Here is a 22486-nt window from a genome sequence, read left to right on the forward strand (position 1 = left end):
TTATGTCAGATTGTATTTTTTGTAAGATTTTAGCAGGAGAAATCCCTGCAGCCAAGGTTTATGAGGATGAGCAAGTCCTTGCCTTTCTTGATATTTCTCAAGTAACACCTGGACATACCTTGGTCGTACCTAAAGAACACTATCGCAACCTTTTAGAAATGGATTCGACGAGCGCTAGCCAACTCTTTGCAAGGATTCCAGTCATTGCTCAAAAGGTTATGAAGGCTACCCAAGCTGAAGGCATGAATATCATCGCCAACTGCGAAGAAGTCGCTGGACAAACCGTTTTTCATACCCATGTCCACCTTGTTCCTCGTTATAGTGCAGATGATGACCTAAAAATTGACTTTGTTGCCCATGAACCTGACTTTGACAAACTTGCCCAAGTCGCTGAAACGATCAAAAACGCTTAAGGAGTTCCTATGAAACTATCAAATTTACTACTTTTTGCTGGATCAGCAGTCGGATCTTACCTCCTCGTTAAAAATCGTGAAGTTATCACTGAAGAAGTTATAGATACAACTGATCGCGTTGAAGCAATCAAAGGTGATTTAGATGTTATCCAAAATAGCTTACAAATTATCAATCAACAAAAAGAAGTCATCAAGGAATACCAAGAAGACCTAACCTATAAATTTAAAGTCTTAGAGAAAGACCTCCAAGCAAGACTTGCTGTGATAAAAGAACTACGAGAAACTGAAGAAAACTAAAAAAAGAAAGCATCCAACTTTCCTTAAATCCATTTTGGGTTACTAGATTCGAACAGAAACGGGAGGGAATGAAAATGAAACAGTTTTTAAAAGTCATCTTGATTATTTCTGGTTGCTTCTGTCTTTTTGTAACCCTAGCATTTCTACTAGTGGCCAATCTTTTCAAGGCTTCACCGAGTGACATCCGAGAGGGGAAGGAAGCCTTAAAACAAATCTTTATCTCCATTGACCTCCCTCCTGAAAAAGTAGAATCAAATGGTAGCTATCAATTCGAAGGGGGAGGATTGGATTTTTATGTGACTTTCTCAGATGAGGTCATCAATAGCCACCCTGTCCTTAAAGAAAGTCCAAACCTCACTAAAAATCGACTCAAAGTCTATGTCCTACAGACAGGAGATATTTCTTACTATAAAGTAGGGGATAACTTGTTCAATCACGGTTTATTGCAATTTTTAGAGAAAGAAAGTAGGAATTATTTACAAGAAATCGGAAAGAAACCAAATCCTAATTACTCAATTTTATATTGGAAGGATCAGGAGAGCCTAAAAAAGGGTGTCGCATTCTATGAAAAAGCGTTAATCTTGGTAGATATTCAGGATAATTCGGCGATTAAGCATATTGATACTGTCACCGTGAAACCTGGTAAAGAAGCGGAAATCAAGCAACTCATTCAGGAAATGGATGAAGCCGGCTTGCTCACTCAAAAGTATAAATAGTAGACTAACTGGAAAATGATTTTCTGAAGCTAAATTTTTCAAGACAACACAAAAAGAGCCAATCGGCTCTTTTTGTTTTATTCACCCTCAAAGGCATCTTTTATATGGTCAAAGAAGCCTTTTTTCTTTGGATTGACTTTCAAGTCACCTGCAGCTGCAAATTCTTTCAAGGCTGCTTTTTGGCGATCGTTCAAGCCTGTAGGCGTCACGACATTAACAGTGACATATTGGTCACCAACAGCACCACCACGTAGGCTCGGAGCTCCCTTACCACGTAGGCGGAATCGTTTACCAGTTTGAGTCCCCTCTGGAATCACCAATTCAACATCACCGTGAACGGTTGGGATATCGACAGTATCACCAAGAGTTGCTTGGACGATATTGAGGTTTAACTTGTAGAAAATAGTTGTTCCTTCACGTTCAAATTTGTCGCTCGGTTCAACATTAACAACAACATACAAGTCTCCATAAGGACCACCGTTAAAGCCTGCCTCCCCTTGACCAGCTAGACGAATTTGTTGACCAGTTTCGACACCTGCTGGAATTTTCACATGGACACTGTGGGCTTGTTTTTCATGACCTGTTCCATGACATGTTGTACATGGATCTTTGATTTCTTTTCCGCGACCATGACAGACATCACAGGTTACTTGGCGACGCATCATACCAAGCGGTGTTTGAGTATCGACGTTGATAACACCAGAACCGTGACATCGTCCACAAGTAACTGGACTTGTTCCAGGCTTAGCACCTGATCCGTTACAAGTACGACAGCTTGATTCACGATTATATTTGACTTCTTTTTCAGTACCAAAGATGGCTTCTTCAAAAGTCAAATTGACGCGATACTGGAGGTCATCACCTTGACGAGGAGCGTTTGGATTGCGAGAAGAACCGCCTCCGCCGAAAAAACTTGAGAAGATATCTTCAAATCCACCAAAACCGCCTGCACCATCGAAACCACCGAAACCACCTGCACCACCAAAGCCACCGTTGGCTCCAGCCGCACCGTATTGGTCATAGGCAGCCCGTTTCTGTTCATCGCTCAAAGTCTCATAGGCTTCTTGAACTTCCTTGTACTTGTCCTCAGCACCAGGATCCTTGTTAATATCTGGGTGATATTTTTTAGATAATTTCCGATAGGCCCTCTTGATCTCATCTTGAGATGCATTTTTCGAAACGCCCAAACGGTCGTAAAATTCAGTATTGTTCATACAAGATACTAAGAGCGAACAGAAAGCGACTGAAATTTAGGAAACCGACAAGAAATCCTGATTTCTTAAGCGGTTTATCTAATTTCCAAGCTTTCCGCTCGAGTTCAATTCCCCGAACGCTCTTTGTTCCTTTCTTTTATATTAAATTAGAAACTTTGGAACCCATGTTCAGTTGCGAACACTCTTTGTTCCTTTCTATTGTTATTGTGAATCAAACCACGATTTAGGTCGGGTTCAGTTCCTTTCTTTCATATTGAGTAAGAAACTTAAGAGCTCGAGTTCAATTTCTCGAACACTCTTTGTTCCTTTCTATAATTTTCATGTAAAACTTTAGAGGATGTTTTCTATACTTTGCTTCACTTGATCAAACTCTACATCTGATAGAGTAAATATCAAATCCTCTTCTGCATACTCGTTTTGTTCTTTAAAATAGTTGTCCGTATTCTCTGCCAGCCCTAAACTTAGAATCACTTTTCTTGCAAACTCTTGATGTGCAAAACCGATAGCCGTAATGATTTGTTTATCTTGCACAAGAACTTTCGGTTTGAAATTTTCTCGTGGAAGAAATTCAAAATAGTCAAAGAAGTTTTGCCAAATCCCACCTGTGAATTTCGTGTCCTTCAACAAGCCTGCTTTCGCCAATAAAAGGGGCGCTGAAGAAATAGCTGCAATTAGGATATCTTGCTCACCAAGGTCCCTCAAAAACGAAATCAATTTCTCATCCTGTAGAGCAGGCCCTATATTGACCATTCCTGGCAAAATCACACAAGAATACTCTTCTATACAGATTTGATCTAGTGTTTTCGTCGGTTGACAGGGCAAACCATCCTCAGAGACCACTATCGAATGCTCAGAAGCAACATAATCAATCGTGATATCAAAAGACAGAGCTAAAGTACTCGTTAAAGCAGTTATCTCATAAAGAGAAAAATTAGGATAAATCAAGCAAAGTACTTTTTTCATACGTAACATCCTCTATTTTACCGAAAAACAGAGGCTGGGTTGCAACCTCTGGATTTCTTCTTATCATTACGACGTTCTAAAACAAAGTCGATTATATTTTGTTTTTGAACTAGTAAGGCTGAATTGAGTTTCGGCTAAAAACTTCGGAAAAAAGATAAGCCATCTTTTGTGCATCGCACAAGGCGATGGCTTCCTATTTTTCTTTCGTTTTCTTAACGCCTCAACATCTTACTTTTCAGTAAACTCTCCGTCTACGACGTCATCGCCTGCGTTTCCTGTTGCTTGTGCGCCTTCTGCTCCTGCTTGAGCTTGTTGCGCTGCTGCGGCTTGTTCGTAGAGTTTAACCGCAAGTCCTTGAGCTTTTTCGTTCAAGGCTTCAAGTTTTGCTTTCATTTCGTCCAAGTTGTTGTCTTCTTGAGCTTTCTTAAGATCATCAAGGGCAGCTTGTGCAGCATCACGTTCTGCATCGAAGCCTTTGCCTTCAGTTTCTTTGATTGTCTTTTCAGTCGCAAAGATAGCTTGGTCTACTTCGTTACGAAGGTCTACTTCTTCTTTACGTTTCTTATCTGCTTCAGCGTTTGCTTCTGCATCTTTCATCATGCGGTCGATTTCTTCGTCTGTCAAACCTGAGTTAGATTGGATAACGATTGTTTGTTCTTTTTGAGTTCCAAGGTCTTTAGCCTTAACAGATACGATACCGTTCTTATCGATGTCGAATGTTACTTCGATTTGTGGGATACCACGAGGTGCAGCTGGGATATCTGTCAATTGGAAACGTCCAAGAGTCTTGTTATCCGCTGCCATTGGGCGTTCCCCTTGAAGAACGTGGATATCAACAGCTGGTTGGTTGTCTGCTGCAGTTGAGAAGACTTGTGATTTAGATGTTGGAATCGTAGTGTTGCGGTCGATGAGTTTTGTGAAGACTCCACCCATTGTTTCGATACCAAGTGACAATGGCGTTACGTCAAGAAGGACAACGTCTTTAACATCACCAGTGATGACACCACCTTGGATCGCAGCACCCATAGCAACTACTTCATCAGGGTTAACTGATTTGTTTGGTTCTTTACCAGTTTCAGCTTTAACAGCTTCTACAACGGCAGGGATACGAGTTGAACCACCGACAAGGATAACTTCGTCTATTTCTGACAAGCTCAAACCTGCATCTGAAAGGGCTTGGCGAACTGGAACTTTTGTACGTTCTACAAGGTCACGAGTCAAATCGTCGAATTTAGCACGAGTCAAGGTCATTTCCAAGTGAAGAGGTCCAGCCTCACCAGCAGTGATAAATGGCAAGCTGATTTGAGTTGAAGTCACTCCAGAAAGGTCTTTCTTAGCTTTTTCAGCTGCGTCTTTCAAACGTTGAAGAGCCATCTTGTCGTTTGACAAGTCGATACCATTTTCTTTCTTGAATTCTGCTACTAAGTAGTCGATGATTTTTTGGTCAAAGTCGTCACCACCGAGTTTGTTATCCCCTGCAGTTGCCAATACATCAAAGACACCATCACCGAGTTCGAGGATAGATACGTCGAATGTACCACCACCAAGGTCGAATACCAAGATTTTTTCTTCTTTGTCAGTCTTATCCAAACCGTAAGCAAGAGCTGCTGCAGTTGGTTCGTTGACGATACGTTCTACTTCAAGACCAGCGATTTTACCAGCGTCTTTAGTTGCTTGACGTTGAGCATCGTTAAAGTAAGCTGGAACTGTAATAACAGCCTTGGTTACTTTTTCACCAAGGTATTCTTCAGCATAACCTTTCAAGTATTGAAGAATCATAGCTGAGATTTCTTGTGGAGTGTATTCTTTACCGTTTGCAGAAACTTTTTCAGAAGTTCCCATCTTAGATTTGATAGAGATAACTGTATCTGGGTTTGTTACTGCTTGACGTTTTGCAGCGTCACCAACGATGATTTCACCGTTTTTGAAAGAAACTACAGATGGAGTTGTACGGTTTCCTTCTGGGTTTGCGATGATTTTTGATTCAGTTCCTTCAAGAACTGCTACTGCTGAGTTTGTTGTACCTAAGTCAATACCGATAATTTTAGACATGTGTTTTTCTCCTTAAATTTTATATTCTATTTTCTATTTTTCTTTTTGATACTCTTCTTAGGTGGCGGCGCCGTCAGAGCTTAACTTCGTTAATCTCTTTGATTAAACTTTGTGCCTAAGGTCTCAAAGTTTGTGCAAATAGCGCCACGGTGAAGAGTATCGCCAATGGTTCGCTTCGCTCACTATTGCAAAGCTGAATAATTTTTTATCTTTCTTCATAGTTTAGTGTCGTTTCGGACAAGGTTTTTAAGTTCTCTAGCCTAGTTATATACAACCACCATGGCTGGGCGTAGGATGCGGTCATGGAGTTTGTAGCCTTTTTGGAAGACTTGTGCGATGGTGTCTGCTGGATGCTCATCATCAGCTGGAACTGTTTGAATAGCCATATGGTAGTTATGGTCAAATTCACCGTCCGCTGGAATCTCTTCGATTCCTTCTTCTTTCAGAGCGTGAATCAAACTTTCTTGCACCATCTCCAAGCCCTTCTTCACATCATCTGTCAAACCTTCGACAGCAAGAGCACGTTCTAGGTTGTCAAGTGACGGCAAAATTGCTTTTGCCAAATCTTGGCTGCGATAACGTTGCAAAAGTTGGCGTTCTTCATTGGCACGACGCTGAATGTTTTGCATTTCTGCGTGGGCACGAAGATATTTGTTTTCAAATTCTTCGGCACGTTCATTGGCCAAGTCCAATTCAGACTTCTCAGGAGTTGTTTCATCAGCTGTTTCCACAACTTCCTCTTCTTTTACTTCTTCATTTTTTATATCTTGGGCCATTTTCGCCTCCTTTAATGATTTCAATCTTAATTCACTTCATAGTGATTACTGCTGAGATAGCGGTAAAAATCCGTCAACTTCATGGTTAGAACTCGATTGACAACATTGAGTTGATTGACCAATTTTTGATAATCCAGATTAACCGGACCTATAATCGCAAGGATTCCAAACCCACGATAGGGAATCAGGAACTTACTGCTAATTACTGCTAAGTCAGCAAGACAAGATTCTTGGCTATCCGCAACTCGGACACTTTGCATCTGGTCGCCAATCAGATTCTCTCGAATTTCCAAAGCTACCTTTTGTGGCTGATCAAAAAATTGATAGGCCGCTAAATTAGCGAAATTCAAAAGATTGACTTTGCCAGAAACCACGATATTTTCATTGAACATTTCTTTGAAGATATGCTCAATAAGATCCATAACGTTATCCGTTGTTGTGAAGTAACGTTGGATAATTTGCGGAATCTCTGTCCGAATCTTGTAGTGAATATCCAAAACAGTCTGATCCAGGAAACGTTCTTGAATCATGGTCTTGAGGCGATTTAAATCCTCCTGCAAGAAATTTCTCGGAATCAAAAACTGACTGGTAACTGTTCTAGACTCATCAAGCGTAAAAACAGCAAGAGCTGTATGTTGCCCGAGGACAACAATATCAAAAGCTGTTAGCTTCTGCCTACTTGGTTCTACATCCAGCGCTACAACCGTACAACCACTCAAGTCTGACAAAATTTTCGTTGCCTCTTGAAGAATATCCTCAAGCTTGAAGAATTCTTGATCAAAGGCTTTTACAATCTCATAAACTTGATTTTCAGCTAAACGGTCAAAGGATAGGGAGTGTTTGACATAGTATTGAAAACCAGCCACACTCGGCATCCGACCACTGGAAGTATGAGCCTTTTCAAGTAAACCTTGCTTTTCTAAAACTGCCATATCATTTCGAATGGTAGCACTACTAGAGTTGATAGACTCTTGCAAGGCCTTAGATCCAACAGGTTCGTGCGTTTTGGTAAAGATGTCAATAATCAGATTTAAAATATTCTGCTGACGTTCTGTAACCATCTCGCTACTCCTCTCTGATAGATCTTTTTAGCACTCGACACATCCAAGTGCTAACTTATGATTCTATTATACACCCTTAGTAAAGAATGTCAAGACAAAAACTCAAAAAATTAGCACTCTTTTGCCAAGAGTGCTAAAAATCAGTCTGAGGACCTAGAAAATCATCTTACATTCTCAAGATATTTCTTTTTAAGTCTGTAAAAACTATAGATTAGGTAAGAAATCATGAGGGCATAAAGGGCAAAAATAAGGAAGAAAGATTGAGAGAGACTTTCGCGAAACAAGCTCATACAAATAACTAGACCGCCAGAGATAGAAACTGTAGATGTACGAAATCTAGATTTCACATCAGCCCATTGAAGACGATTGTCCATGAAAGATTGATCATTTAAATCTACATCACAAGTTGCTTTTCTAAAAACAGTATAAGAACAATTTTCCACAAATTCCCATTCTCTATCCTTCATACTTTGTAAATCTACATCATTTTTTCTAAGGTAGCTAGTATTCCACACACGGTAAATCACATCATCTGGTTGGCATGGTTCAAAATAGAAAAAGCCAAAACGATTCGATTTAAATTTCCAACCTTTCAAATGCATCTCATGCAAATAATCTTCTACCTTATCCAAATCAAAAATGGTAAACATTCGAAATTGTACATTGCTTTTCATTGTCTAACCTCCAAAATGGTTTTATTTATCAGATAATTCTTTCCACTTTTGAAACAATCTCCAAAAAACATATGAAATCTGAATCGCAAAAACTATCAATAAAACACAATCTATTATGACAATGAAAAACATTCCCCAACTGAAATGACTACCTCCACTGACAAACTTTGATAAAACCGGTAGTAGAGCTAAAAAGAGAAGCAAAATAGGAAGCATCCGCATTGTTAAAATCTTCTTGACCATTGCTAATTTCCCAGCCGCGTCATTATAAATTTCAAACTCGGCATCCAACTCAACACCAGAATAAGGCTTTCTAAAGTAGGAAAAACCATTAAAGTCTGTAATATGTTCCCACCCACAATCTTTAAATAGTTGTAAATAGGAAGCTCTCTCTGACTTTTTCATAGGATAAAAGTCCAACTGATAAACCACCTGCTCCGGTTGGCACTTTTCAAAAGTATACTTAACTGCAACTACTAAGTTAGAATAACTTACTTCCTTAAGTTTCCAACCCTGAGCATGCATTTCTCCGAGATAGAGAGCCTCTCTATCATAATCTGCAATGGTAGCAATTCTATAAACAACTTTCTTTTCCATCAGAGTTCCTCCCGACTATTTCTGTAGAGCCGCTCAATACGTTTCAACTCAATCTCTAAAACTTTTCGACCCAAGTCTGTTATCTGATAGATTTTACGCTTTTCCTCTTCTCGGACAAAGGAAACCAAACCATCCTTTTCCATCTTCGATAGGGTTCCATACATAGTTCCAGGACTAATGGATACTTGCGAATCTGTCATCTCTTTGACCTTTTGTGTAATACCATAACCATGGTTCTCCTTTTGCAGACAGAATAGAATATAAAAACCCGTTTCAGTCATGGGAAGGTAGACACGCCTAATCTTATCTGTTAATTCCATTTAATCAGACCTCCTATTTAGTTCGATATATCGCACCTCGTTATATAAAATATATCACACCTCGATATAAAATGCAAAAAAAAAAAGATCGTCCTCACGGACAATCTTTCTGATTTATCATTAGTATAGATCTAGGTAGTTATCAATTTCCCATTGTGAAACGAAGGTTGCATAGCTTGCCCACTCAATTCGTTTGGCTTCAAGGAAGCTAGTGTAGATGTGTTCGCCTAGAGCTGCTTTAACCACTTCGTCTTCTGTCATGGCCTTCAAAGCGTTGTGAAGAGTTGATGGAAGATCTGTGATACCAGCCTCTTTACGCTCTTCTGCAGTCATGATATAGATATTTTCTTCGATTGGCGCTGGTGCTTCGATTTTGTTTTCAATACCGTGCAAACCAACTTCCAAAAGAACAGCCATTGCGATATATGGATTTGCCATTGGGTCTACTGAGCGCAATTCCAAACGTGTTCCCATTCCACGAGTAGCAGGAACGCGGACCAACGGTGAACGGTTACGACCAGCCCAAGCGATGTAAACTGGTGCTTCGTAGCCTGGAACCAAACGTTTGTATGAGTTAACTGTCGGGTTCATGATAGCTGTGTAGTTGTAGGCGTGCTTGATCAAACCACCAAGGAAATGATAGGCTGTTTCTGACAATTGCATTCCTTTTGGATCATTTGGATCAAAGAAAGCGTTGTTCCCTTCATCATCAAACAAGGACATATTACAGTGCATTCCTGAACCAGCGATACCAAATTTAGGTTTAGCCATAAAGGTTGCATACAAACCATGTTTACGCGCAATTGTCTTTACAACAAGTTTAAAGATTTGAATCTTGTCACATGCACGAAGAACTTCATCGTACTTAAAGTCAATCTCATGTTGACCTACGGCAACTTCGTGGTGACTGGCTTCTACTTCAAATCCCATTTTAGTCAAGACATTTACAATCTCACGACGGGTATTATCAGCAAGGTCTGTAGGCGCCAAATCAAAGTAACCACCCTTGTCATTCACCTCAAGAGTTGGGTCTCCATTTTCATCAAGCTTGAATAGGAAGAATTCTGGTTCCGGACCAAGGTTGAAAGATTTGAATCCAACTTTCTCCATGTGATGAAGAGCTCGTTTAAGGTTGCTTCGAGGATCTCCAGCAAATGGCTCTCCTTCTGTTGTATAGACATCACAAATCAATCCTGCGACACTACCGTTCTCATCTCCCCAAGGGAAGACAGTCCATGTGTCCAGGTCAGGGTACAAGTACATATCTGATTCATTGATACGAACAAACCCTTCAATAGAAGATCCATCAAACATAGCCTTGTTTGACAAGACCTTGTCTAGTTGTTCATCTGTAGCAGGAATTTCGACGTTTTTCATGGTTCCCAAAATATCTGAAAACATGAGACGGATAAAGGTTACATTTTTTTCCTTAACTTCACGACGAATATCTGCAGCTGTGATTGGCATGGTTTTTCTCCTTATATATGACGACTTGCGGTTGCCTAACCGCGACCAAAAGGTGATTGTTGAGAAGCAAAGCGACTTTGTTGAAGAACTTCATTCCGAAGTGCTCGGCGCACCTCAGTTTGACTAACTGGTTTCTTGGCTTTCGCCTCACGTTCGGCATATTTTTTCTTGATAGCAGCAATGTTCAGACCTTCAGAGATATAGTCCTTAATCTCAAGTAACCGATCCATATCATTTAAAGAATACATCCGGCGGTTACCTTCGTTTCGATCAGGTTTTATCAACTCCTGATCTTCATAATAACGAATTTGACGCGCCGAAAGATCGGTCAGCTTCATAACACTACCAATGGGGAAAACTGCCATATTGCGACGAAATTCTTTTTCCTTCATGTGCACTTCCTCTTCTTTCTGTCTATTATAGTCTAAAAAAATTCAATCGTCAATTGTTTATGTCATATCTTGTGACATAATTTTTATTTTTTCTGCAAAAGGCTCCGTAAACGATCGATATCGTAATTGACTAGAATTGCCACGAAAACACCCATAAATGTTTCAAAAACTCGGGCAAATACGTACAAAACGGTCTCACCAGTTGGGATTGATAGGGTAATAATCAACATAGCTGCAACTCCTCCAATGACCCCTGACTTGTTGTTCATAGCAACATTTGTCATAATGGTTAACATGGTGCAAATCGGAACAACAAGAAGGGTTACCCAGAAGGCGCCGTGAAAAAGATTATTTAAGAGAAAGAAAATCAAAGCAAAAAAGCCACCAATACTATTTCCCAGAATACGAGATGTACCAAAGTGGACACTCTTATCAAAGTCCTCTCTCAAGCTAAAAACAGCTGTTAATGCTCCGATTTGAAGTCCCTTCCATCCAAAAAAGCCAAAAATCATGAGAACCAAAAAAACAGCAATTCCTGTTTTAAAGGTTCGCATTCCTAATTTAAACTTAGATTTGTCAAATGTATATTTTTTAAAGTAACTCATAATCTCATCTTTCTTTTCTCCATTTTACCATAATTTTACTTTTTTGAGAAAAGGATTCATCAATTGAAAATAATAGGAAATAAAAAGAGAAGGATCTAAGTCCTTCTCTTTTTATTGCAATATTCTCTTTTAGAACAAATACATGAAAGCTAAAGTTAGGAGACTGGCAAGTAAACCCACGCCCCAGAAGAAGAAATCGACTTTCCACTCACTCCAGGCTTGACCGTTACCAGAAAAGCCACCCAACTCAAAATGGTGATGAACTGGTGTCATTCGGAAGATACGTTTGCCACCACTCAACTTAAAGTAGGTAACTTGCATCATGACAGATGTTGTTTCAAAAACATACACTATCCCAATCAAGAGCAAGGTCCATTCTTGGTGTAACGCCATAGAAATAGCGGCCAACATTCCTCCAAGAGCAAGACTTCCGACATCTCCCATAAAAACTTTAGCAGGCTTATGGTTAAAGACAAAGAAACCAAGAAGACCACCAATCATGGCAAGAATCACTAGGAGAATATCCAATTGGTTTTGTACATAAGCAATGACTCCATAGGCAGATAGGCTAATCACTACTGAGATACTTGCCAAACCATCAATCCCGTCAGTCAAGTTAACAGCATTTGAAAAACCGACTAGCCAAAAGAGAGCAAAAAGGATGTAAAGAACGCCTAAGTGTAAAGGATAACCAAATACATTTAAGATATCTCCTCCTCTTTCATAAAAGAAATAGAAAATAACCCCTCCGACCAACTGAAGCAAGAGTTTTTGTTTAGGATTGAGTCCTTCATTGATTTTACGGAAAACCTTGAGGAAATCATCTAAGAAACCGACCAAACCATATAAGACTAGGATAAAGAGGATCATTCCAACATTATTGGTTAGTTGATTGGTCAAAAGAGCAAGAACTAAACTAACTAAAACACTTGTTATAAGGAAGACGATTCCTCCCATTGTCGGTGTCCCAGCTTTAGCCTGATGTTGTTTCACATCCTCATGCATCTGCTGACCGGTAATTTGTGCTTTATGATAAAAACGGATAAATGCTGGAATTCCTACTACTGTAAGAACAAAAGTAAGAACTCCAGGAAAGATAGAAACTAACATCCTAATCTCCTAATGTTATTTTTATTTTCTGTAAATCTTTTAAAGCCGTATTGGCACGAACACTTTGTTTTTTAACAGTCTGTCCTGAGCCTTCAAATTCGACTTCGATATTTAACCATTTTGCAAAGGTTTCAACGTTCTTCTTAGACCAACCATACAAATCAGGCATCTCTTCTACCTTATCAGTGAGTAATAGAATTTGTTCATTAGCATCGAGATTAGTTCCTTCTGATACTGAACTTTCTTTAATTTTTGTTCCTGATCCGATAACAACTGGTTGAACAAGATTACGTCGCAGTTCCTCTGCCATATCTCCCGGACTATAGTCCTTGGTCGCTGGCATTGCATAACTAGTTGTTGTTGTAACTTGATCCAGATTTTTAGCTGTAGACTGAAGATTAAGAGATTCTTTCATGGCAGAAGCTCGTTCAAGAATAGGATTAGCAAATTCTCCAAACCAAGGGTTAGAAAAGTGTTCTGGCTGTTGAACTGTTACGTAAAGAATAAAATCAGGATTTTCAGAAGGATGCATGGTTACTACAGAAAAGATATAATTGGTTTTCCCAACTAAATATCCTCCGTTTTGCTCATCGGCAATTTGAGCTGTTCCTGATTTTACAGAAACAGTCTGACCAGGTACAGTAACGATTGGTTTACCGGTAAGTTTATTGTACATTGTACCATAAACAGGATCTGTACCAACCAAAATCATATTTTCTCGAGTCAGACTAGCCGCTTCTTTAGAAACAGGATTCCCTACAACCTCCCTCTGCGATTTACGAACAGTCTGATCATTTGGATCATAGAGGGCACTAATAAACTTCGGCTCTAGCATGACCCCATCATTAGCGATTGCTGTAAAGGCACGAAGCATCTGGGTCTGAGTAACAGAAATCCCTTGACCAAAAGAACTCATGGCAATATCGACAATATTATCTGCAGGCAATTGACCTGAATACTCATCAGTCAGACCAAAACGCGTCGGCACCCCAAACTTAAAGCGATTGAGATAATCCAACCAAGTGGCATCCCCCATTTTTTGCTGGAGCAAGGTCATACCGACATTACTCGAGTGATCAAAACCTTGTGAGTATGTCATTATACTTCCAGCTGATAAGCCATCATTCACATCCCAGTCCTTAATAGTTGCATCTGCTATTTTTAATTCGCTACTATTAAAGTATTCTCCACCAGGGAAGGTGTTGTTATCTATAGCTGCTGCTAAGGTCATGACCTTCATGGTTGAACCTGGTTCATAGTTACTTTGGTAAAGGATATCACGCCAGACAAAGTCCTCTGTAATCCCTTCTTTGGTATCAGCATCAAAGGTCGGTCTTTGAGTCGTGGCCAGAATTTCTCCTGTCTTGGCACTAACCAAGGTCGCAGTCATATACTTGCCTTTTAGTTTTCCTTGGAAGGCATCCATTTGACTTTCCATAAAGGACTGCAAAGGACTAGATAGGGTCGTATAGACGTCTTTCCCGTTTACGGTCTGTTGGGTGACTTGTTCTGTACCAGGAACAATATTACCTAGACGGTCTTTTTCATAAGTAATAACACCATCTGTCCCTGCCAATAAACTATTTAAGGAACTCTCGATACCCGATGTCCCAATTAGACTTTTCGTGCCATCTTCATTTTCATGTAACTGTGCTAAACCAATAAAGGATGAGGCAAATTTCCCATTTGGATAACTTCGATTTGGACTAGTCGTAAAATTAATACCCTCAACCTTAGCAGATTCTAAGTCTTGTTTAATGGACATCATATTAGCATAGGTAATCCCATTCCCTTTAGCACCAAAAGAAACCTGTTTGAGATTTGGTTGAGAGAGTTGATTTTTGACGTAAGTCTCCTCCATATCTAAGTATTTATGAAAAATTTCTGCCACTTTGTTGTACTGAGATTCTTCTACATAAAGAACGTCACCATTAGCTGACTTATATTCTTTATCTATAACAGCATAGACATTATAGGAGGTCGCATCTTCTGCTATGGGAGTTCCATTACGATCATAAATGGTTCCTCTTTTAGCAGGAACAGTCAGAGTCGTTTGATGAACTTTTTTTGCTTCTTTAACCAGATTGACCCCAAATTTTGTGCCTGTACCAATAATCACCGCAAAATTAACCAAAAAAACAGCAAAGAGAAAGACGGCCAAGAGGCTCAGACTCTTCCCCACTCGTCTGCGGTTTTCCATTGGAGATTTACGATTCTTAATGGCAAAGCGTATGATTCTTTCTTTCATAGTTTTCATCTACTACTCCGCCGATCGAATATTTTCATTATTCAATTGCAAGTCTTGTGAATTTGCAATTTCGGTCAAACGTTCTGATCGGATCAATTCATTAACTTCTTGTTTAGCATCATCCAGCTCTGTCTTTTTTTCCTCGATTTGTGCATTGACTCTTGTCAAATCACTCTGAACCTGAAAAAGTTTTGTCTGCATATAGACTACACTGATCGCTAAGACAAGGGCTGTGATGGCAATTGAAAGGTAAAAGGCCTTTTCAACACGTGAAAATTTTTTTATACGAGCTTGTAGCAATTGGCTCGTTGTTCCTCTGTTTTCTACCATGGTTTCCTCTTACTTGTGAATTTTTCTTGCCACTCGAAGCTTGGCTGAGTGGGAACGATTATTGGCTTCCAATTCTTCCTTGCTTGGTAAAATCGGTTTACGAGAGACTAATTCCATCTTGGGCTTGAGATCGTCTGGGATGAAAGGCAAACCTTTAGGAACTTCAACTGTGGAAGCTTCCTTAAATAACTGCTTAGTCAAGCGATCTTCCAGCGAATGAAATGTGATGACTGAAATTCTTCCATCAAGAGCTAGAAGTTCAATCGCCTGCTGGATTGATTCATCCGCAGCCCCCAGTTCATCATTGACCTCTATACGGATAGCTTGGAAAATTTGTTTGGCTGGGTGACCCTTTTTCTTGAGCTCCTTAGCCGGTTTGGCAGATTTAATAATCTCTGCCAATTCCGTCGTGGTCTCAATCGGTTTCTGTTCACGCGCCTGTTCAATTTTTCGAGCAATCTGTTTGGAAAACTTGTCCTCTCCATATTTGAAAAAGATTCTTACCAAATCATGGTAGTCGTAGTGATTAACGACTTCATAAGCGGTCAAACTAGCTTCCTGATTCATGCGCATATCCAGTGGTGCATCCTTCTTATAGGAAAAACCACGTTCACGCTGATCTAACTGCGGGCTTGACACACCTAAATCATAACAAATTCCATCAATTTCAGTCACACCTAAGTCATGTAAGCGGTCCTTCAAATGACGGAAATTATCCTTGATGAAGGTGACCATGCCCTTTTCAATGTAAGGCGCCAAACGTTTTTGTGCATTATCAATAGCGTTTTGGTCCTGGTCAAAGGCATATAAATGCCCCTTCTCACTTAACTTACTTAATAAATACTCGCTGTGTCCTGCTCCTCCCAAGGTCGCATCAACGTAAATACCATCAGGTTTTACATCTAGCATATCAATGGTCTCATGGAGCATGACCGTTACATGATGAAATTCTTTTGTCATATCTTATCTATTTTACCACAAATCCGACTAGCTTGCACTCACTAAAGCTAAAACATTCCACTGTTGCTTTATTCCTTATACTCGACAGGCTTCTCAGCTACTTGAGCTAGCCCTGAGTCTACTTCTGGATTCAGGTGATGATGAACTGCCTCTGCCACTGCTCTTGGTATACCAACAGCGACAATCTCATCCACACTGGCTTCCTTGATTTTTGTCAGAGATTTGAAATATTTCATCAAATTCTGCTTGCGTTTTGGACCCAAGCCTTCAATTCCATCCAATTGAGAGGAGAAGGAATTTTTAGAACGTAGTTGTCGGTGGAAGGTAATGGCAAAGCGGTGGACTTCATCCTGAATGCGTTGCAGGAGGAAAAATTCTTGAGAATTGCGAGACAACTCTACCACCTCAAGTGGGTCTCCAAAAAGCAATTCATGGGTTTGGTGCTTGTCATTCTTTTGCAGGCCTGCGATCGGAATATCTAACCCCAACTCTTCTTGAATGACCTGTTTAGCGATATTGACCTGACCCTGACCACCATCGATGACGATTAGATCTGGCGGTGTCAAACCGTCACGCTGGACCCGTCCATAACGTCTACGAATAACCTCTCGCATACTTGCATAGTCATCTGGTCCGACCACAGTCTTGATTTTATACTTGCGGTAATCCTTCTTACTCGGTTTTCCGTTGACAAAAACAACCATAGCAGAGACTGGACTAGTCCCCATAATATTAGAGTTGTCAAAAGACTCGATACGGACTGGGGTTGGAATTTGTAGAAGTCGCCCAAGATTTTCAATAGCTCCTTGAGTCTTTTCAACTGATTTTTCCAACAGATTAAACTTCTGCTCTAAACTAACACGAGCGTTTTTGATAGCCAGATTAACCAGTTGCTTCTTCTCCCCTCGTTGGGGTTTGAGAATTTTGGTATCCACCAAGGCCTTAACGGCTTCTTCATCAATATCCTGAGGAATCAAAATCTCATTGGGAACCAGATGAGATTTTTCTTGATAAAACTGTCCTACATAGGTCAAAAAATCCTCATCTGGATCATTGTAGTAAGGAAAGAGATTGACATCGCGTTCAATCAGCTTACCCTGACGGACAAAGAAAACCTGTACACACATCCAGCCCTTATCCACATAATAACCAAAGACATCACGGTTTTGGAGGTCTTTAGCCATGACTCGTTGCTTAGTCCGAAGGGTGCCAATAGCCTGAATCAAATCACGGTATTCTGCGGCACGTTCAAACTCCATACTTTGGGCTGCTAAAGCCATCTTACTCTTGAGTTCATCAATGATTTTATCGTCTTGTCCCTTAAGAAAATCAGAGACTTCTTGCGCCATAGCTTTGAAATAAGCCTCGTCTTTCTTACAGATGGTGTGAGCCATACACTGGCCGATATGGTAATAAAAACAAACCTTGGAAGGAGGATTGGTACACTTGCGAAATGGGAAAATCCGGTCCAATAGCCGTTTGATTTCATTGGCCGCACCAACGTCTGGATAAGGACCAAAATAGAGACCTCCGTCTTTTTTGACCTGACGTGTGATAATCAAGCGAGGATAGCGCTCATTGGTGATTTTGATGAAAGGATAGGATTTGTCGTCCTTGAGCATAATATTGTACTTAGGCTTGTTTTCCTTGATGAGATTAATCTCTAAAAGAAGGGCCTCAATATTAGACTCCGTAACAATAAACTCAAAGTCTACAATTTCAGATACCAAGGCTTCTGTCTTTGTATCATGACTTCCACGAAAATAGGACCGTACACGGTTACGTAGATTTTTTGCCTTCCCTACATAGATAATAGTGCCGTTTTTATCTTTGTGAATGTAACAACCAGGGCTAGTCGGCAAAAGCTCTAGTTTTGATTTAATCAAGTTATTCATAGTTCCATTATAGCAAAAACCCCGTATCATTGCTGACATCAAGGAGCTACAGTTTCGTTTAAAAACACTTATTCTCCAGATCTGTAAAGTTCCTGGACTGCTTGAACATCTTGAGCCTGAATACCATAGTATGACCCTGCTGGCTGCATGACCGAAACTTCATTGGTATGTTCCAAACCAATGGCATGCCCTAACTCATGTTCTGCCGTATGCAAAATGCGATCGTAGGTATAGCCATAGTTTGTGTTGGATAGATAATAATGATTTAAACGAACCGTTACTGAAGTAAATTGTTTGGTTAGGAGATTTGTTTGACTCTCCGCTTCGCCCGCAACGGCTGTCGAACCATCATTCATTTCGGTAGCGAAAATATTGGCCTTATCCGCTTCTGTTACAAGCTCAAAGTTAAAAGACCCTGTCTGATTCCAGTTAGCAATAGCTTCACGGTAGGCCTTTTGGAAAGTGGCATCCATTTGAGGATCAATATAGATAGTTGCTTGCGCCTTTGACCATTTTGCTCCTGAATCTTGATGATGATCTGTCTGAGATAAACCTTGCAACTTGCCAGTTTCTTGCCATTGATCCCAACCTGCTTGGCCGACTTGAACCACTTTGCTAACTTGATTTAAAGTAGCAGGTAAATCACCTGTCACATACCAGAGAATCCCAAAAGTGATGAGAATGAAGAAGATAAGCGTCCATACAAGGCGCCAAAACATACGTAAAATCCCTAGTAAAAACCGACATAACACACGAATAATCCAGCCCATAATTGCCCACCTTTCTAAAAAAATAAGAACCCATCTTTAAGCCATGGATTCCCATTCTAAAGATAGATTCTTTATTCTACTAAAACAAACTGAAAGAAAGCTAAAATTAAGACAAGCGTTCTTCCAACACAAAATCAATTGGCAAGGTAGTTAAAAAACGTTCCAATTGCTTTTCCCAATAATACCACTCATGGGTTCCTGCACTATGGCTATAGGTCACATCGAAACCAAGTTTCTTAAGATTTTTAACTGCTAGATTATTGGCAGAATAGAGATAATCTTGTTCGCCACACCAAACCCACAGTTTAGTCTCCTTGTCTGACTTTTTGGCAAGGGTCTCCAGCGAGTAAGGGCTATTCACCCAATCATTAACTTTGCCAAAAACACCTCGCCAGTAGGCACGCGTTCCTAAATCTTGACTCTCAGGAGAAAACTCCTCGAAGCTAAGCGCTCCAGAAAAGCTAGCCGCATGAGAAAAACGGTCAGTTGACAGTGCTAACTTAAAGGAACCGTAGCCACCCATTGATAAACCAGCAATGAAGGTTTTATCTCGCTCGTTGGTCATATTGGGGAAGAAGCGTTTGAGCACCTTAGGCAATTCTTCTGCTAGAGCTGTGTAGTAGTTATAGCCATACTGAGTATCTGTATACCAGCCGTTGTTTGTATTTGGCATGACAACTATCAGATTGGTCCCACGTAGCAAGCGCTCCACATTGGTTCGCTTGAGCCAGCTATTATGATTTCCTGACATCCCGTGAAGGAGATAAAGAACAGGGATATCTGTTGAATCTGGCTCCTCAACTCGAGACGCATCGGGGTAGAGAACATTCACACCCCACTCCATATCTAAAATTTCTGAGTAGTACTCAATCTTCATTACTGCCATAACTTGCTCCTTATTCGTTTGAGATAAGAAAAAGCCGAAACTCGACTTTCTCTCTTGCTATTTAATCCTTATTTTGCTTCCATGACTACTGGTAAAATGGCTGGACGACGTTTCGTTTGTTCAAAAAGGAATTTAGCCAAATTGTCACGAACCTTACCTTTAAGATCAGCCCAGTCAAAGTCCTCCCCTTGGAGATAGTCTTCAACTGTTTGGTTCACCAACTCTGTACTTTCGCGCAGAATATCTCGACTCTTCTTGAGGTAGACAAAGCCACGTGTATGCACTCGTGCTTTGGCAATGATTTTCTTCTCGCGACGGTTAACAGTGATAGCCACGATGAAAATACCATCTTCTGACAAGACCTTACGGTCACGAAGAACAACATTACCAACATCCCCAATGGCATTTCCGTCAATCAAGACATCACCTGCAGCAACTGCACCAGACGGGACAAAGTCCCCATGTTCATAAGACATGGTTGTGCCCTTTTTCGGGATAAAAATGCGTTCTGGCAACAACCCAACAGCCATAGCAGCCTTGGCATGAGCGTCCAACTCACGGTATTCACCCTGGATTGGGAAGAGATACTGAGGTTGCAAAAGATTAATCATCAATTGCAGATCACGCGCATTCCCATGTCCTGATACACGCAAGCTTTGAGTGATCGGTTTAACGACACCACCTGCTTGGTAGACCATATTTTCTACACGTGCCATAACAGCTTCTTTAGCGATTGATGGCGTTGTAACGATATAAACCAAGTCTCCATCCTTGATTTCAACATAGCGGTGACGACCGATTGACATTTTACGGAGTCCATTAATTGGTTCTCCCATACGACCGGTTTCAAGGATGATTAACTCGTGGTCTTCAAAACGAGACATATCTTTAGGTTTAATCAAGAGACTTTCGTTAGCCAATGACAATTTTTTCAAGCGAATAGCTGTACGAACGATATTTTCAATATCAAATCCAGTCAAAACAACACGACGTCCTGTCTCTGCAGCAGCATCAAAGACTTGCTGAATGCGAGAAAGGTTACTTGCAACAGCAGCTACAATGATACGTCCATCCCAGTCAGAAATGGTTTGTGTAATTTCATCACCAACTTCACTTTCGCTAGCTACTTGAATATTACTGTCTGCGTTTGCTGAGTCGCTTAGAAGAGCTAAAACTCCTTCGCGACCAATTTCTGCTAAACGACCAAAGTCAGTTGCATATGATTCGCTAGCCGTTTGGTCAAATTTGAAGTCCCCTGTATAAACGATACTTCCTTCAGATGTTTTCAAAACGACACCCAGACTCTCTGGGATAGAGTGAGTTGTGCGGAAGAAGGAAACCTCCGTACCGCCAAAGTCGATTTCTGTATTTTCATCAATAACATGGAAATCATCGAATTTTTTAGCACTATCATTTCCTTTAACAAAAAGCTTAGCAAGCTCAATTGTCAACTCTGAACCAAAAACAGGAACTTTCACTTCTGACAAGAGATAAGGAAGTGCTCCAATCGCATCCGCATGTCCGTGCGTTAAAAAGACTCCTGCAATACGGTCGCTGTTTTCAAATAGATATTCCATATTTGGAATAACGACATCGACACCCAACTGTTCATTTTCAGGATATTTCAAGCCTGCGTCTAAAACGAAGATAGAGTCGTTAATTTCTGCGATGTACATGTTCTTCCCGTTTTCACGAACACCGCCCAAAGTTGTTAATTTAATATTGGTCATTTTCCCTCCGAAGCATTACTATAACGTGTTTGTAGAGTTTTCACAACTCTCTTTTTTTAAAAGTTCAATTTACTTTTATCCGAATCTTTTCCTCTCATTATACCATTTTTTTACTAATTTTCAAAATGAAGATAGGATTTTAGCTAGAGTTCATTCACCACTGATAAAGGAAGTTACTCAGAAATAAAAAAAGATTTAGAAATTCTAAATCTTTTTTTATTTTTAGTTTGGATAAATGTATCTTACAGTACCTTTTGAAGCTGTTGGATTAAACCATCCACGGTAATTTCCGATTGGTTGAGTACCACTACCATCATAGTTTGCTTCCAATACCTGGATAGAATTTTCACTTTGTACATCTGTCACATAAGCAACGTGTCCATATTCACCACCGTCCCAAACGGCGATTGCGCCTACTACTGGAACATCTCCTACACGATAACCTTGAGCACTAGCATAAATCGCCCAAGTATTAGCATTTCCCCACCAGTTGCTAGCCCAAGGTGCCAATTCTTTTACGCCCCATGTACACTGACCAATAGGGTATGAGTTCCCGTAGTTTGTAGGAGTATTTATGACAACATCATCAGCTGCTACCCCATTCACAGTACTTGTTGCTTCATAAGCCGGAGCATTGTATGAATAGCTAGCTTGAGTTAGACCACTCACTTCTAGCACATCACCTGGGTGGATGGTGTCAAAAATGCTTTTTCCATTATTTGCCGCCAACACATAAGGATCCATACCACTTGCAGCAGCAATACCAAAAAATGAATCACCATCTTGAACAACGTAAGAGTCTGCGCTAACAGTCTGAGCACCAACTGTAGCCAAAATAGCTGTAGATGTTAAACCAAGAGTCAGTTTAGCAACTGTTTTTTTCATAACAATTTTCTCCTAAAATTTTATTGATAATTTTTAATTTTTATGTTGATAAGAGAATCATACCTGATTTACATGTCAGTTGTTTTAGATTTATGTTGTAGTCATGTTACAAATCTGTATACTTT

23 protein-coding genes are annotated in these 22486 nt (G+C 40.2%); 3 read left to right on the forward strand and 20 right to left on the reverse strand.

The window, feature by feature from the left end:
* The first annotated feature begins 2 nt into the window (after nucleotides 1-2).
* From ACLNCS_RS02540 to ACLNCS_RS02550, 3 genes are all read left to right on the forward strand, one after another.
* On the forward strand, nucleotides 3-413 hold the full coding sequence (locus tag ACLNCS_RS02540; RefSeq protein WP_225750713.1) for an HIT family protein: 411 nt from the start codon (nucleotides 3-5) through the stop codon (nucleotides 411-413).
* 9 nt (nucleotides 414-422) lie between these two features.
* Nucleotides 423-710, forward strand: a complete 288-nt coding sequence (locus ACLNCS_RS02545) for a hypothetical protein (RefSeq protein WP_424847064.1) — start codon at nucleotides 423-425, stop codon at nucleotides 708-710.
* A gap of 74 nt (nucleotides 711-784) precedes the next feature.
* Nucleotides 785-1426 carry a hypothetical protein gene (locus ACLNCS_RS02550; RefSeq protein WP_004251798.1) on the forward strand — a complete coding sequence of 214 codons (642 nt, stop codon included), beginning with the start codon at nucleotides 785-787 and terminating at the stop codon, nucleotides 1424-1426.
* Between the two features lie 77 nt (nucleotides 1427-1503).
* Here ACLNCS_RS02550 and dnaJ read toward each other — a convergent pair whose 3' ends face one another.
* The 20 genes from dnaJ to ACLNCS_RS02650 form a co-directional block, all read right to left on the reverse strand.
* Nucleotides 1504-2640, reverse strand: coding sequence for a molecular chaperone DnaJ (dnaJ, locus tag ACLNCS_RS02555; protein ID WP_424847066.1), 1137 nt, complete (start codon nucleotides 2638-2640; stop codon nucleotides 1504-1506).
* Nucleotides 2641-2970: 330 nt separating this feature from the next.
* Entirely contained in the window at nucleotides 2971-3603 is a 633-nt protein-coding gene (locus ACLNCS_RS02560; RefSeq protein ID WP_424847068.1) for a DJ-1/PfpI family protein, read from the reverse strand.
* A 228-nt stretch (nucleotides 3604-3831) separates the two neighbouring features.
* A complete protein-coding gene (dnaK, locus tag ACLNCS_RS02565) occupies nucleotides 3832-5655 on the reverse strand; it encodes a molecular chaperone DnaK (RefSeq protein ID WP_004251794.1) in 1824 nt (607 codons plus the stop codon).
* Nucleotides 5656-5915: 260 nt separating this feature from the next.
* On the reverse strand, nucleotides 5916-6431 hold the full coding sequence (grpE, locus tag ACLNCS_RS02570; RefSeq protein WP_424847070.1) for a nucleotide exchange factor GrpE: 516 nt from the start codon (nucleotides 6429-6431) through the stop codon (nucleotides 5916-5918).
* Between the two features lie 26 nt (nucleotides 6432-6457).
* On the reverse strand, nucleotides 6458-7492 hold the full coding sequence (hrcA, locus tag ACLNCS_RS02575) for a heat-inducible transcriptional repressor HrcA (protein WP_424847073.1): 1035 nt from the start codon (nucleotides 7490-7492) through the stop codon (nucleotides 6458-6460).
* A 161-nt stretch (nucleotides 7493-7653) separates the two neighbouring features.
* The gene (locus tag ACLNCS_RS02580) at nucleotides 7654-8166 is read right to left on the reverse strand and encodes a DUF2812 domain-containing protein (RefSeq protein WP_424847075.1); all 513 of its coding nucleotides are present in this window, start codon (nucleotides 8164-8166) and stop codon (nucleotides 7654-7656) included.
* Nucleotides 8167-8187: 21 nt separating this feature from the next.
* Nucleotides 8188-8763, reverse strand: coding sequence for a DUF2812 domain-containing protein (locus ACLNCS_RS02585; protein WP_254733634.1), 576 nt, complete (start codon nucleotides 8761-8763; stop codon nucleotides 8188-8190).
* Nucleotides 8763-9083 carry a PadR family transcriptional regulator gene (locus ACLNCS_RS02590; RefSeq protein ID WP_000423982.1) on the reverse strand — a complete coding sequence of 107 codons (321 nt, stop codon included), beginning with the start codon at nucleotides 9081-9083 and terminating at the stop codon, nucleotides 8763-8765. Before ACLNCS_RS02590 ends, ACLNCS_RS02585 begins: the two co-directional genes overlap by 1 nt.
* A 120-nt stretch (nucleotides 9084-9203) precedes the next feature.
* Nucleotides 9204-10550 carry a type I glutamate--ammonia ligase gene (glnA, locus tag ACLNCS_RS02595; RefSeq protein WP_004251784.1) on the reverse strand — a complete coding sequence of 449 codons (1347 nt, stop codon included), beginning with the start codon at nucleotides 10548-10550 and terminating at the stop codon, nucleotides 9204-9206.
* Nucleotides 10551-10585: 35 nt separating this feature from the next.
* A complete protein-coding gene (gene glnR, locus ACLNCS_RS02600; protein ID WP_000659542.1) occupies nucleotides 10586-10942 on the reverse strand; it encodes a transcriptional repressor GlnR in 357 nt (118 codons plus the stop codon).
* A gap of 83 nt (nucleotides 10943-11025) precedes the next feature.
* Nucleotides 11026-11547, reverse strand: coding sequence for an FUSC family protein (locus tag ACLNCS_RS02605; RefSeq protein ID WP_263394026.1), 522 nt, complete (start codon nucleotides 11545-11547; stop codon nucleotides 11026-11028).
* 129 nt (nucleotides 11548-11676) lie between these two features.
* Entirely contained in the window at nucleotides 11677-12657 is a 981-nt protein-coding gene (mraY, locus tag ACLNCS_RS02610) for a phospho-N-acetylmuramoyl-pentapeptide-transferase (RefSeq protein ID WP_424847079.1), read from the reverse strand.
* Nucleotide 12658: 1 nt separating this feature from the next.
* Nucleotides 12659-14914 carry a penicillin-binding protein PBP2X gene (gene pbp2x, locus ACLNCS_RS02615; protein ID WP_424847081.1) on the reverse strand — a complete coding sequence of 752 codons (2256 nt, stop codon included), beginning with the start codon at nucleotides 14912-14914 and terminating at the stop codon, nucleotides 12659-12661.
* 3 nt (nucleotides 14915-14917) lie between these two features.
* Complete coding sequence (gene ftsL, locus ACLNCS_RS02620; protein ID WP_195183813.1) at nucleotides 14918-15235, reverse strand: cell division protein FtsL; 318 nt, start codon at nucleotides 15233-15235, stop codon at nucleotides 14918-14920.
* A 9-nt stretch (nucleotides 15236-15244) separates the two neighbouring features.
* Complete coding sequence (gene rsmH / locus ACLNCS_RS02625; protein WP_414259569.1) at nucleotides 15245-16195, reverse strand: 16S rRNA (cytosine(1402)-N(4))-methyltransferase RsmH; 951 nt, start codon at nucleotides 16193-16195, stop codon at nucleotides 15245-15247.
* Between the two features lie 68 nt (nucleotides 16196-16263).
* On the reverse strand, nucleotides 16264-18090 hold the full coding sequence (gene uvrC, locus ACLNCS_RS02630; protein ID WP_424847084.1) for an excinuclease ABC subunit UvrC: 1827 nt from the start codon (nucleotides 18088-18090) through the stop codon (nucleotides 16264-16266).
* Between the two features lie 68 nt (nucleotides 18091-18158).
* Nucleotides 18159-18860: a M57 family metalloprotease gene (locus ACLNCS_RS02635; RefSeq protein ID WP_424847086.1), complete on the reverse strand. Its 702-nt coding sequence runs from the start codon at nucleotides 18858-18860 to the stop codon at nucleotides 18159-18161.
* Nucleotides 18861-18966: 106 nt separating this feature from the next.
* Nucleotides 18967-19746: an alpha/beta hydrolase gene (locus tag ACLNCS_RS02640; RefSeq protein WP_254724548.1), complete on the reverse strand. Its 780-nt coding sequence runs from the start codon at nucleotides 19744-19746 to the stop codon at nucleotides 18967-18969.
* A gap of 68 nt (nucleotides 19747-19814) precedes the next feature.
* Nucleotides 19815-21476: a ribonuclease J gene (locus tag ACLNCS_RS02645; RefSeq protein WP_004251767.1), complete on the reverse strand. Its 1662-nt coding sequence runs from the start codon at nucleotides 21474-21476 to the stop codon at nucleotides 19815-19817.
* A gap of 222 nt (nucleotides 21477-21698) precedes the next feature.
* On the reverse strand, nucleotides 21699-22361 hold the full coding sequence (locus tag ACLNCS_RS02650; RefSeq protein WP_424847089.1) for a COG3942 and LysM peptidoglycan-binding domain-containing protein: 663 nt from the start codon (nucleotides 22359-22361) through the stop codon (nucleotides 21699-21701).
* Between the last annotated feature and the right edge of the window lie 125 nt (nucleotides 22362-22486).

Source organism: Streptococcus sp. CL9.43, from assembly GCF_049737935.1.
GTDB lineage: Bacteria > Bacillota > Bacilli > Lactobacillales > Streptococcaceae > Streptococcus > Streptococcus infantis_I.